Genomic DNA, 11,212 nt, shown 5'->3' on the forward strand with positions numbered 1-11,212 from the left:
GACCCCGGCACCGGAGTGGACCCGGGTCTAAAATCAAACCAAGCACGAGAGGAAGCACGGGACGACGGGCGGGAAGGAGCGCGGGACGTGGGGGCCCCCGGCCCCCCCCCGCGGGGGGACGGCCGGGCGCCGTCACATCCATGTCCTGCTGCCGGGCGGCTCAGCCCGGGATCAGGCCGTCGTCGCTGAGCATCTCCTTGACCTCGTCGAGCGAGGCGTCCTCCGCGGGCAGGATCAGCTCGGACGGCTCCAGCGCGTCGTCCGGCAGCGGCGCGCCGAGCCGCCGTACGGCCTCGAGCAGCGCGCCCAGCGTGCGCCGGAAGCCCTCTTCGTCGCCGCTCTCCATCTCCGCGAGCAGGTCGTCGTCCAGCTTGTTGAGCTCGGTGAAGTGGCTGTCGGCCACGTTCACCTGACCTTCCCCCATGATGCGGACAATCATGACGGGCCCCGTCCTACTGCTTGTCGAACCGGTGCTGGGTCTGCGGCTGCTGGGCGTTGCCCGGGGCACCGCCCTCGATGGCCTGCTGCTGCGCCGACGGGCCGCCCGCCAGTTCGGCCTTCATCCGCTGGAGCTCCAGCTCCACGTCCGTACCGCCGGAGAGGCGGTCCAGCTCGGCCTGGATGTCGTCCTTGGAGCCGAGGCCGCTCTGGTCGTCGAGGGCGCCGGAGGCCAGCAGCTCGTCGATCGCGCCGGCGCGGGCCTGCAGCTGGGCGGTCTTGTCCTCGGCCCGCTGGATGGCCAGGCCGACGTCGCTCATCTCCTCGGAGATGCCGGAGAAGGACTCCGCGATCCGGGTCTGCGCCTGCGCCGCCGTGTACGTGGCCTTGATGGTCTCCTTCTTCGTACGGAAGGCGTCCACCTTGGCCTGCAGGCGCTGCGCGGCGAGGGTCAGCTTCTCCTCCTCGCCCTGGAGGGTCTGGTGCTGCACCTCCAGGTCGCTGACCTGCTGCTGCAGCGAGGCGCGCCGGGACAGCGCCTCGCGGGCGAGGTCCTCGCGGCCCAGGGCGAGCGCCTTGCGGCCCTGGTCCTCGAGCTTGGCGGACTGGCCCTGGAGCTGGTTCAGCTGCAGCTCCAGGCGCTTGCGGGAAGTCGCCACGTCGGCGACGCCGCGGCGCACCTTCTGAAGCAGCTCCAGCTGCTTCTGGTACGAGTAGTCGAGGGTCTCGCGCGGGTCCTCGGCCCGGTCCAGGGCCTTGTTCGCCTTCGCGCGGAAGATCATCCCCATACGCTTCATGACACCGCTCATGGGCTTCGCGCGCCCCCTTCTGACGGACTTCGCTCCAGGTCACCAGCCATGGCGGTCACCCCGGCATGCCGGGCCGACCACCATCAGAACCCACAGTACGGGCCCTGTCTCCATTACCGCACTGTTCGTGTACGGATGCGCTCCTCCTCCAGGACGACTCCGCCGCCGCCCTTGTCAGGCGTAGGGAGTAGGTGCTCCCCCGACGGCCGCCGGAAGCTCCGGGAAGACCCGACCCGCTGTACGAACCCTGCACAGGGAAGACGCCCGCCGTTGCCGGATCGTTCCCCGGCGGGGTGGGGTACCCGCCCGCAACCACGTAGGCTTGGGTTTTGTGTTTGGTAGCCGTTCCTCCAAGGAAGAGAAGGCCGCAGCCACCGACAAGGTGACCGCCGACCTCTCGCAGCCCCGTGACCCGCAGGCCCCGAAGGGCCGCCCGACGCCGAAGCGTGCTGTGGCCCAGTCGCAGCGCAAGGCCGTGGTGGCCTCGACCGGCAATCGCAAGGAGGACGCCAAGCGTGCGCGTGAGCGCCGCCGGGTGGAGATGACCAAGCAGCGCGAAGCGCTGGCCAGTGGTGACGAGCGCTATCTGCCCGCCCGCGACAAGGGCCCCGTCCGCCGGTACGTCCGCGACTTCGTGGACTCCCGCTTCTCCGTCGCCGAAATGTTCCTGCCGCTGGCAGTGATCATCCTGGTGCTCAGCATGGTGCGGGTGCCGTCGATCCAGAACATCGCCCTGATGCTGTGGCTGGCCGTGATCGCCCTGATCATCGTCGACTCCATCGGCATGGGCTTCCGCCTGCGCAAGGCCATCGCCGCGCGCTTCCCCGACGAGCCGCGCCGCGGCGCCATCGCGTACGGCCTGATGCGCACCCTCCAGATGCGCCGCCTGCGCCTGCCGAAGCCGCAGGTCAAGCGCGGGGAACGGCCCTGAGCGGAGGGAAGCCCGGAGCGTCGGGAGACGGCTTCGCGGGGGGCGCCAGGCTGTGGCTCGAGGGCTTGGGCGGACTGCGCAACGCCGTCCGCCAGGAACTCGTGGGCCGCCAGGTCGACGAACAGATCGCGCACCGCTTCCCGGTCGGGCAGCGGCTGCGCGTCCTCGACGTCGGCATGGGCCAAGGTACCCAGGCGCTGCGTCTGGCCCGGGCCGGGCACAAGGTCACCGGACTGGAGCAGGACCCCGCCATGCTCGCCGTCGCCCAGGAGGCGCTGGCGGCCGAGCCCGCCGGGATCCGGGACCGGGTCCGCCTCATGGAGGGCGACGGCCGCGAGACCGGCGCGCACTTCCTGCCGGGCAGCTTCGACGTGGTGCTGTGCCACGGCGTGCTGATGTACGTGCCCGAGCCGGACGCGATGCTCGCCGGGCTGGCCCGGATGCTGGCGCCCGGCGGACTGCTGTCCCTGCTGGTGCGCAACGGCGACGCCCTCGCGATGCGGCCCGGACTGGACGCCGACTGGTCGGCCGCCCTGGCCGCCTTCGACACCATCGACTACACGAACCGGCTGGGCCTGGACGTACGGGCCGACCGGCTGGCCGGGCTCACGGCCACGCTGTCCGGGATCGGCGCACCGCTGCAGGCCTGGTACGGCGTACGGGTCTTCACCGACGGGACCGAGGCCGGCGAGGAACTTCCCCCGGACGAGGAGCTGGAGCGGCTGCTGGCCGCCGAGGAGCGCGCCGGGCGGACCGACCCGTACCGCGGTGTCGCGGCGCTGCTGCACCTGTGCGGCGTACGGGGCTGACCCGCCGCCCCGGCGCCCCACCCGCAGAACCGGAGAAGCCCGGGCCCCGTGCGGGGGCCGGGCTTCCTGCATCGGCAGCGGCCGCTCAGGCGTCCAGCGCCGCGCGCAGGCTCATCGCGTACAGCTCGGTGCCGTTGTCGTCGGACAGCTTCACCTGCTCGGTGCCGCCTTCCAGCAGGTCCTTCCAGTACTCACCGATCCAGGACTCCGCGTCCCCTTGCGTGGTGAACTCCTCCGGCTCCACCGACGGGCTCGTCTCGGTGCCGTCGGCCTTCTCGAACCGCCACGTCCACGCCATGTCCGCCTCCGTTGCTCGTCCGCTGCTCGCACGCTCTTCGTCTTGAGTCTGCCCGCAGAGTAGCCGGGCGCGCACCAGTCCCGGCGACGCGGGAGGATCTTCTCGTGGAACTCACTCTGCTCGGCACCGGCACACCCGAAGGACTGCCCCGCCCCGGCTGTCCCTGCGCGGTCTGCGCGGTCTCCGTCGGCCCCCGGTCGCGCGCCGCGACGTCCCTCCTCGTCGACGGGGCGCTGCTGCTCGACCTGACCCCCGGGGCGGTGTTCGCCGGCGCCCGCGCGGGACATTCGCTGGCCGGCGTACGGCAGGTCCTGCTCACCCATCCGCACGACGGGCCGCCGGTCGAGCTGCCGCCGGGGCTGCCGGCCGCCGGGCGGGTGCCGGACGGGCGGGAGCTCGCGGTGATCAGCGGGCACCGGGTGCGGGCGGTGCCGATGGACGCGCCGGGCACCGGGTACGAGGTGACCGGGCCGGACGGGAGCCGGCTGCTGTACCTCCCGCCGGGCGGGGCGCCGGCCGGGACGAACGGCGCCGTCGGGCAGCGCCCGTACGACATGGTCCTCGCGGACGTGCTGGGCCGGCCGGAGGCGCTGGTGCGGCTGCGGGCGAGCGGCGCCGCCGGGCCGACCACGGACGTGATCGCCGTGCACCTGGACCACGACACCCCGCCGGGCCGGGAGCTGGCGCGCCGGTGCGCGGCGGCCGGGGCGCGGGCGGTGCCGGACGGGACGACGGTGACGGTGGGCGAGTACCACGCGGTGCCGCACCTGCCGCGCCGGACGCTGGTGCTCGGCGGAGCCCGCTCGGGGAAGTCCTTCGAGGCGGAGCGGCGGCTGGCGAGCTTCCCGGAGGTGGTCTATGTGGCCACCGGCGGCTCCCGGGACGGCGACGCGGAATGGGCGGCGCGGATCGGCCTGCACCGGGATCGGCGGCCGGGGAGCTGGCGCACGGTGGAGACGTGCGAGCTGGTGCCGCTGCTGGTGGAGGGCGGGCCGCCGCTGCTGATCGACTGTCTGGCGCTGTGGCTGACCGACGCGATGGACCGGACGGGGGCGTGGGACGACGCCGTCTGGGCGGCGCAGGGTCAAAAGGAGCTCCGGGAGCGGGTGGCGGAGCTGGTGGGGGCGGTGCGGGCGACCCGCCGCACGGTGGTGGCCGTCAGCAACGAGGTGGGCTCGGGCGTCGTTCCCGCGACCGCGTCCGGCCGGCGTTTCCGCGACGAACTGGGGCGCCTGAACAGCCTGGTGGCCGCCGAGTGCGAGCACGTCCTGATGGTGGTCGCCGGGCAGGCGGTGGTCCTGAAGGACTGACCCCGCGCCCCCGTCCGGCGAGCGGCCGGACGGGGCTTGGGGAGGGCCTTACCCGCTGTACGCTCTGGCAGATGACCACGCTGAATCTCGACGACTTCTCCGATCTGATCGAGCGCCCCGACGGGGGCGTCCGGCGTGACGCCGAGGAACGCCGTGAGCGGCTGGCCGTGCCGGCCGGGGCGCTGGGCCGGCTCGACGAGCTCGCCGAGTGGCTCGCCGCCGCACAGGGGCGGGTGCCCGTCCGGCCGATCGAGCGGCCCCGCGTCGTGCTGTTCGCCGCCGACCACGGGATCGCCGCCGAGGGGGTGTCCGCCCGCGCCGCCGGCACTGCGCACGAGCTGGTGCGCTCCGTGCTCGACGGGAACAGCCCCGTCTCGATCCTGGCCGGGCGCCTCGGCGCCACCGTACGGATCGTGGACGCCGGGCTGGACTGCGAGCCCGGGCTGCTGCCCGAGGACGTGGTCCGCCACCGCGTACGCCGTGGCAGCGGGCGGATCGACACCGAGGACGCGCTCACCCTCGAAGAGGCCGACGCGGCCCTGCGGCTCGGGATGCGGATCGCCGACGAGGAGGCCGACTCCGGCACCGACCTCGTGGTCCTGGGCGACGTCAGCGTCGGCGGGACCACGGTCGCGGCCACGCTCGTCGCCGCCCTGTGCGGAACCGATGCTTCAGTGGTCACCGGCCGCGGCGGGCTGCCCATCGACGACCTGACGTGGATGCGCAAGTGCGCGGCGATCCGCGACGCGCTGCGCCGGGCCCGCCCGGTCCTCGGCGACCAGGTGGCCCTGCTCGCGGCGGTCGGCGGCGCCGACGTGGCCGCGATCACCGGCTTCCTGCTCCAGTGCGCGGTGCGCCGTACGCCGGTCATCCTCGACGGCATCGTCTCGGCGGCCTGCGGACTGGTCGCCCAGCGCGCCGCGTTCCGGGCCCCCGACTGGTGGCTGGCCGGGCAGGCCAGCGGCGAGCCGGGCCAGGCGAAGGCCCTGGACCGGATGGCACTCAACCCGGTGCTCGACCACGGCGTCACTGTGGGAGAAGGAACCGGGGCATTGCTGGCCCTCCCCCTGGTCCAGGCGGCCGCCGCACTCGCGGCGGAACTCCCGGAGCAGGTGGCGCAGGAGCCGGCGGAGCCGGAAGAGCCGAAGGACTGAGCGTCCGGTCGGCGGCGCCCCATATGATCGCGTTTCATGGGAGAGGCCCGCTTGACCAGCGCAGACATCGACCGGCCCGCACAGGCTGCCAAGGCAGCACAGGGATCCGGCAAAGACACGAACAACAGCAGGAAAGACGAGAAGAAGGACGAAGGGGGCGGCCGGGAGGCCGGCCGGGGATCGGCCCGGTCACGGCGCAGCGCCGCGTTCGCGGTCTGGTACCTGCGCGCCGTCACCTTCGTCAACTTCCTGAGCGCGGTGTGGCTTTCGCTCGGGCAGGACCTGCGCCGGCACAACACCGCCGATTTCTACACCCCGTACCTGCTCACGGCGGGCTTCGCGTCCGGCCTGTTCTCGCTGCTGCTCGCGGTCACCATGGGCCGCCGCAAGCGGGCCGCGTGGATCCTGAACCTGGTGCTCAGCGGCATGCTGCTGCTGGCCTTCGCCACCGCGGCCTTCGCCCCGTGCACCAGCGGTGACTTCAACCTCTGCTACCCGGAGTTCCGGGACCACACCCAGAACTGGGTCTCCCTCGCGCTGACCGCGGCCTTCGTCGGCGCCCTGCTGCTCGGCCGCCGGGAGTTCTACGCCAAGGGCGACCGCTCCAACCCCAAGCTGGCCACCCTCGTCGGCTCCGTCGGCCTGCTGGTCACCTCGCTGCTCGCCGCGCTGATCGTCGGCGCCGCCAACACCGACCCGGACGCCGCCGACGCCACGTTCCTGGCCCGCTGGCGGTACGGCGTGATGCGGCTGATCACGCTGGAGCCCAACGCCCGCGACTACGCGGCGATCACCACGCCCGGCTGGGTGGACATCGTCATCAACGTCATGTCGACGCTGCTGCTGATCGCCGTGCTGCTCGCCGCCTTCCGCTCGCGCCGCGCCGTCGACCCGCTGACCGAGGAGGACGAGGAGAAGCTGCGCGCGCTGCTCGCCAAGCAGGGCGACCGCGACTCGCTCGGCTACTTCGCGCTGCGCCGCGAGAAGTCCGTCATCTGGTCCCCCACGGGCAAGGCCGCCGTCACGTACCGCGTCGTGGGCGGGGTCTCGCTGGCCTCAGGCGACCCGATCGGCGACCCCGAGGCCTGGCCCGGCGCCATCGAGCCGTGGCTGGCCGAGGCCCGCGAGCACGGCTGGGTACCGGCCGTGATGGGCGCGAGCGAGGAGGCCGGGCAGATCTACGCCCGGCACGGGCTGGACGCGCTGGAGCTGGGCGACGAGGCCATCGTCGAGACCGACGAGTTCACCCTGGAGGGCCGCGCCATGCGGACCGTCCGGCAGGCCTACAACCGCGTCAAGCGCGCCGGGTACACGGTCCGGATCCGCCGCCACGCCGACATCCCGGCCGAGGAGATGGACGTCCTCCTCACCCGGGCCGACGACTGGCGCGACGGCGCGACCGAGCGCGGTTTCTCCATGGCTCTGGGCCGACTGGGCGATCCCGGCGACGGCCAGTGCGTGATGCTGGAGTGCACCGACGGCAACGGCGATCTGCGCGCCGTGCTGTCCTTCGTGCCGTGGGGCCCCAAGGGGCTGTCACTGGACCTCATGCGCCGTGACCGCGATTCCGAGAACGGTCTGATGGAGTTCATGGTCATCGAACTCCTGGAGCGCTCCAAGGAGATCGGCGTCACACAGGTCTCGCTCAACTTCGCGATGTTCCGTTCCGTCTTCGAGCGGGGGTCCAAGCTCGGCGCGGGTCCGGTGCTGCGCATGTGGCGCTCGCTGCTGAGCTTCTTCTCCCGCTGGTGGCAGATCGAGTCCCTCTACCGGGCCAACGCCAAATACCGGCCGATCTGGGAACCGCGGTTCATGCTCTTCGAGAAGAGCTCCGACCTGCTGCGGATCGGCATCGCGGCGGGCCGGGCCGAGGGCTTCCTGGAGGCTCCCGGGCTGCCGAAGTGGCTGAACCGCAGACATCTGGAGACCAATCGTTGACGGCGTGGACGACCACCCCCCTCCGGCGGTTCGCCCACCGAGAGTGGGGGCCCCTGTTCCGGACCGTCCGGGACGCGCTCGTCCGCGACAAGTGGCGGGCCGCCCCGATGACGCTGGGGGCCGTCTGCCTGACCTCGGTCTTCCAGGTCGTCCAGAACACGTCCTGGGGGTTCCAGCCGGTCCAGAACCTCGGCTCGGTCAAGGCCGTCGACCCGCTGTGGCTGGCCCTGCTGCGCACCCCGCTGTCCCTGTTCGTCCCCGCCCTCGACCTGCCCGTGTGGGGGGCCCTCGCCCAGATCCTGCTGGTCTTCGGGATCTCGGAGATCTGCATCGGCTGGTGGCGCACGCTGCTGATCGGCTACGTCGCCACCCTCGCCGGGACCACGTACGCGCGGATCGGGCTCTCGCTGGGCCCCGACCACCCCTTCGGCCTGCCGGTGTCCGACCGCGTCGTCAACGACACCGGCCCGTCGGCGGCGGTGGTCGGCCTGGCGATCTACGTGTGCTGGCGCTACCGGGCGTACCTGACCGGCGGCACCGTGATCGCGGTGATGATCGGCGAGGTGCTCGTCAAGGACAACCTGGCGGGCAAGGAGCACCTCGCGGCCATCGCCGCCGTCATGGCGGTGTGCGTGGTCCGCGCGAAATGGGGCCCGGAGCGCTCCCGCGCCCCCCTCGGCCGGCGCCCGCCCCCGGCCGCCCCGCTGCCCCCGCAGCGTCCCGGCTTCTGACGCCGTCCGGCCGGCCGGAGGCAGGCCGTACCGTATCGGGGTGACGACAGACCTCGGGCCGTTCGCCCCCACCCGGCACTGGATGCGGACCCATCCGCTCGCCACCGATGCCGTTCTCGCGCTCGGGGCGCTCGTCTCCATGCTCGTCGGCTCGTTCGCCGATCCGCACGGCCCGCACGGGCCCGCCTTCGGGACCCGGACCCCCGAGCCGTTCTCCCTGCTGCTGATGGTGCTGGGCGCGGTCGCGCTGGTGTTCCGGCGGCGGCACACGCGCACCGTGCTCGCCGTGACGATCGGGCTGTGCCTGCTGGAGCTGACCACGGGCGAGCCCCGGGCCCCCGTCGCCATGTCCACGGTGATCGCCCTGTACACGCTGGCCTCCCGCACCGACCGGCCCACGACCTGGCGGATCGCCCTGCTCACGATGGCCGGGCTGACGGGCGTGGCCATGCTGGCCGGCCCGCTGCCGTGGTACGCGCAGGAAAACATCGGCATCTTCGCCTGGACCGGGATGGCCGCGGCCGCCGGCGACGCGGTGCGCAGCCGGCGGGCGTTCGTCGACGCGATCCGGGAGCGGGCCGAACGGGCCGAGCGGACCCGCGAGGAGGAGGCCCGGCGGCGGGTCGCCGAGGAGCGGCTGCGGATCGCCCGCGACCTGCACGACGTGGTGGCCCATCACATCGCCTTGGTCAACGTGCAGGCGGGGGTGGCCGCGCACGTCATGGACAAGCGTCCCGACCAGGCCAAGGAGGCCCTGGCCCACGTACGGGACGCGAGCCGCTCGGCGCTGAACGAGCTGCGGGCCACGGTGGGCCTGCTGCGGCAGTCCGGCGACCCCGAGGCGCCGACCGAACCGGCGCCGGGGCTGACCGTGCTGGACGAGCTGGTGGACACCTTCCGGCACGCAGGGCTGCCGGTGAAGGTGATGGTCGAGCTGGGCCGCGAGCGGGACCCGCTGCCGGCCGCCGTGGACCTGGCGGCGTACCGGGTGATCCAGGAGGCCCTGACCAACGTGCGCAAGCACGCGGGCCCGGAGGTCCGGGCCGAGGTCAGCGTGGTCCGGGTGGGCGCCTCGGTGGAGGTGACCGTGCTGGACGACGGCGGCACCGCCGAGCTCCCCGCGGACGACGGCGAGGGCGGCGGCCACGGGCTGCTCGGCATGCGCGAGCGGGCCACGGCGCTGGGCGGCTCCTGCTTCGCCGGGCCCCGGTACGGCGGCGGCTACCGGGTGCACGCGGTCCTTCCGGTGGCTTAGGCCTTCCCCTTGGGCGGGCAGAACTGCCGCCAGACGCCCAGTTCGTACTTCTTCTGCAGCGAGCTGAGCTTCAGCTCTTGCGAGCGCCCGCACCACGCGCCGATCCGGCTCTCGTACTCCACGTGGAAGACGGCCTTGCCCGCCGCGATGAACGGGGTGAGCCGATCGCACTCGTCGTACTCGGCGCACTGCTCGTTGACCGCGAAGTCGAAGTCCCCCACCAGCTGCGGGATCTGGTCGAGGTCGTTCTTCAGCCCGACCGCGAGGCCCCGGTCGTGCGCCAGCTTCGCGATCAGCCGGTTGTACTTCAGCTGGTCGTCGGCGGTGAGCGGGAAGCCGGACTTGTTGCGGTAGCCGTCCATGTTGTCCGGTTCCACCGCGTCGAAGCCCTTGTCCCGGCACATGTCGAACCGCTTCGCGATCAGCGGCTCCAGCTCGGCCAGCCGCCGGACGTCGAGCCAGCGCTCGCCCTCCCAGCCGTTGCCCTCGCCGAGCATCGCCTTCGGGAAGGCGGCGGCGTCGGGGCGGAAGTCCTCCCAGGCGCCGGTGGAGAGGTAGCAGATGGTCCGCCGGCCGGCCTTGTTCAGCTCGGCGACCTGCTCCTTGGTGGTGGTGAACCCGTCGACGTCGTAGACCGCGGCCTTCACCGAGGTGTCCAGCTTCCCGGTCAGCTGCCACTGCCAGCTGACCCCGGGCTTCGGCTGCCAGCGCTCCCCCGGCGCCGGCGCGGGCGACACGTCGTCCGGCTCCTGCCCCTCGGTGGTGCAGGCGGCCAGCACGAGCAGCAGGAGCAGCGCCGGTACGCGGCCGCGCCGGAGCGAGCGCGTCATCCGGCGGCCTCCAGGGCATACGGAAGGGTCCCCCACGGGTGCGCACCGGTCCCGGGGACCGCGCAGTGCACCGCGGCCCCCCGCTGCCGGGCGAGCTCGGCGGCGGGCGCGCCCGGCGGGACCGCGTACACGAGGTGGCAGAAACGCTGGGCGGGGTGGTCGGCCGTCCAGGGCGGCACCGACGCGTCGCGGTAGGCGTCCCAGGGGCCCTCGAAGGTGACCAGCAGATCGGCGAGTCCCGCGTAGCCGGGGTGCGGGTGGACTCCGTGGTTGAGGACGAGCGTACGGGCGCCGGCGGCCCGGGCGGCGACGGTGAGCCGCCCGTAGTGCGACAGCAGCGCCGGATCGGCGGAGGCCTGGTCGAGGAAGGCCCCGTCCGCGCCGTACCAGTCGCGGTGGTGCAGCAGGTCCGCCACGACGGCGGCGTGCGGACGCCGCCCGTAGTCGGTGTCGGTGTAGCCGAGGACGGGCACCCCGGCGTCGCGCAGCCGCTCCGCGACGGCGGCGAACCGCTCGTCGGGGGCCTCGCCCGGCCCGCTGGCCGGGTTGAGGACCACGGAGTGCAGCCGGCCGGCGGAGCGGATCAGCAGTTCCCAGTCCTCGGGCCGGTCGGCGGGGTGCTCGTAGAGGGGCACCAGCAGCATGAGGTCCTTCTTCTCGTACGGGTCACGTTGTACGGGGTCACGTTGCACGGGTCACGTCGTCAGGG

The 11,212-nt window shown here is 73.1% G+C and carries 12 protein-coding genes; 7 read left to right on the top strand and 5 right to left on the bottom strand.

Features of this window, described 5'->3' with window-relative positions; genetic code table 11:
• Window positions 1-160: 160 nt before the first annotated feature.
• Window positions 161-439: a PspA-associated protein PspAA gene (gene pspAA / locus ACZ49B_RS03950; RefSeq protein ID WP_468300162.1), complete on the bottom strand. Its 279-nt coding sequence runs from the start codon at window positions 437-439 to the stop codon at window positions 161-163.
• Between the two features lie 13 nt (window positions 440-452).
• Complete coding sequence (locus ACZ49B_RS03955; RefSeq protein ID WP_078613032.1) at window positions 453-1,247, bottom strand: PspA/IM30 family protein; 795 nt, start codon at window positions 1,245-1,247, stop codon at window positions 453-455.
• A gap of 322 nt (window positions 1,248-1,569) precedes the next feature.
• On the opposite strand from ACZ49B_RS03955, the gene ACZ49B_RS03960 reads away from it, so the two are divergent.
• Together ACZ49B_RS03960 and ACZ49B_RS03965 are read left to right on the top strand one after the other, a co-directional pair.
• The gene (locus tag ACZ49B_RS03960) at window positions 1,570-2,178 is read left to right on the top strand and encodes a DUF3043 domain-containing protein (RefSeq protein ID WP_468300164.1); all 609 of its coding nucleotides are present in this window, start codon (window positions 1,570-1,572) and stop codon (window positions 2,176-2,178) included.
• 101 nt (window positions 2,179-2,279) lie between these two features.
• A complete protein-coding gene (locus tag ACZ49B_RS03965; protein WP_468300749.1) occupies window positions 2,280-2,987 on the top strand; it encodes a class I SAM-dependent methyltransferase in 708 nt (235 codons plus the stop codon).
• An 85-nt stretch (window positions 2,988-3,072) separates the two neighbouring features.
• Here ACZ49B_RS03965 and ACZ49B_RS03970 read toward each other — a convergent pair whose 3' ends face one another.
• Complete coding sequence (locus tag ACZ49B_RS03970) at window positions 3,073-3,285, bottom strand: hypothetical protein (protein WP_468300166.1); 213 nt, start codon at window positions 3,283-3,285, stop codon at window positions 3,073-3,075.
• 104 nt (window positions 3,286-3,389) lie between these two features.
• On the opposite strand from ACZ49B_RS03970, the gene ACZ49B_RS03975 reads away from it, so the two are divergent.
• From ACZ49B_RS03975 to ACZ49B_RS03995, 5 genes are all read left to right on the top strand, one after another.
• Window positions 3,390-4,595, top strand: a complete 1,206-nt coding sequence (locus ACZ49B_RS03975) for a bifunctional adenosylcobinamide kinase/adenosylcobinamide-phosphate guanylyltransferase (protein WP_468300168.1) — start codon at window positions 3,390-3,392, stop codon at window positions 4,593-4,595.
• A gap of 71 nt (window positions 4,596-4,666) precedes the next feature.
• On the top strand, window positions 4,667-5,749 hold the full coding sequence (cobT, locus tag ACZ49B_RS03980) for a nicotinate-nucleotide--dimethylbenzimidazole phosphoribosyltransferase (protein ID WP_468300170.1): 1,083 nt from the start codon (window positions 4,667-4,669) through the stop codon (window positions 5,747-5,749).
• A gap of 36 nt (window positions 5,750-5,785) precedes the next feature.
• Window positions 5,786-7,687, top strand: coding sequence for a phosphatidylglycerol lysyltransferase domain-containing protein (locus tag ACZ49B_RS03985; protein ID WP_468300172.1), 1,902 nt, complete (start codon window positions 5,786-5,788; stop codon window positions 7,685-7,687).
• Window positions 7,684-8,418, top strand: a complete 735-nt coding sequence (locus tag ACZ49B_RS03990) for a hypothetical protein (RefSeq protein WP_468300174.1) — start codon at window positions 7,684-7,686, stop codon at window positions 8,416-8,418. Before ACZ49B_RS03985 ends, ACZ49B_RS03990 begins: the two co-directional genes overlap by 4 nt.
• 82 nt (window positions 8,419-8,500) lie before the next feature.
• Window positions 8,501-9,673: a sensor histidine kinase gene (locus ACZ49B_RS03995; RefSeq protein WP_468300751.1), complete on the top strand. Its 1,173-nt coding sequence runs from the start codon at window positions 8,501-8,503 to the stop codon at window positions 9,671-9,673.
• Here the strand turns inward: ACZ49B_RS03995 and ACZ49B_RS04000 are convergent.
• Window positions 9,670-10,503, bottom strand: coding sequence for an endo alpha-1,4 polygalactosaminidase (locus ACZ49B_RS04000; protein WP_468300176.1), 834 nt, complete (start codon window positions 10,501-10,503; stop codon window positions 9,670-9,672). The two genes, ACZ49B_RS03995 and ACZ49B_RS04000, sit on opposite strands and share 4 nt — an antisense overlap.
• The gene (locus ACZ49B_RS04005) at window positions 10,500-11,147 is read right to left on the bottom strand and encodes a spherulation-specific family 4 protein (protein WP_468300753.1); all 648 of its coding nucleotides are present in this window, start codon (window positions 11,145-11,147) and stop codon (window positions 10,500-10,502) included. Before ACZ49B_RS04005 ends, ACZ49B_RS04000 begins: the two co-directional genes overlap by 4 nt.
• Window positions 11,148-11,212: the final 65 nt, after the last annotated feature.

The organism is Streptomyces sp. NPDC031132, from assembly GCF_055570595.1.

Excerpts from the sequence above, each read along its gene's own strand:
- pspAA (WP_468300162.1), bottom strand. The coding sequence starts at position 439 with ATGATTGTCCGCATCATGGGGGAAGGTCAGGTGAACGTGGCCGACAGC.
- ACZ49B_RS03955 (WP_078613032.1), bottom strand. The coding sequence starts at position 1,247 with ATGAGCGGTGTCATGAAGCGTATGGGGATGATCTTCCGCGCGAAGGCG.
- ACZ49B_RS03970 (WP_468300166.1), bottom strand. The coding sequence starts at position 3,285 with ATGGCGTGGACGTGGCGGTTCGAGAAGGCCGACGGCACCGAGACGAGC.
- cobT (WP_468300170.1), top strand. The coding sequence starts at position 4,667 with ATGACCACGCTGAATCTCGACGACTTCTCCGATCTGATCGAGCGCCCC.
- ACZ49B_RS03985 (WP_468300172.1), top strand. The coding sequence starts at position 5,786 with ATGGGAGAGGCCCGCTTGACCAGCGCAGACATCGACCGGCCCGCACAG.
- ACZ49B_RS03995 (WP_468300751.1), top strand. The coding sequence starts at position 8,501 with ATGCGGACCCATCCGCTCGCCACCGATGCCGTTCTCGCGCTCGGGGCG.
- ACZ49B_RS04000 (WP_468300176.1), bottom strand. The coding sequence starts at position 10,503 with ATGACGCGCTCGCTCCGGCGCGGCCGCGTACCGGCGCTGCTCCTGCTG.
- ACZ49B_RS04005 (WP_468300753.1), bottom strand. The coding sequence starts at position 11,147 with ATGCTGCTGGTGCCCCTCTACGAGCACCCCGCCGACCGGCCCGAGGAC.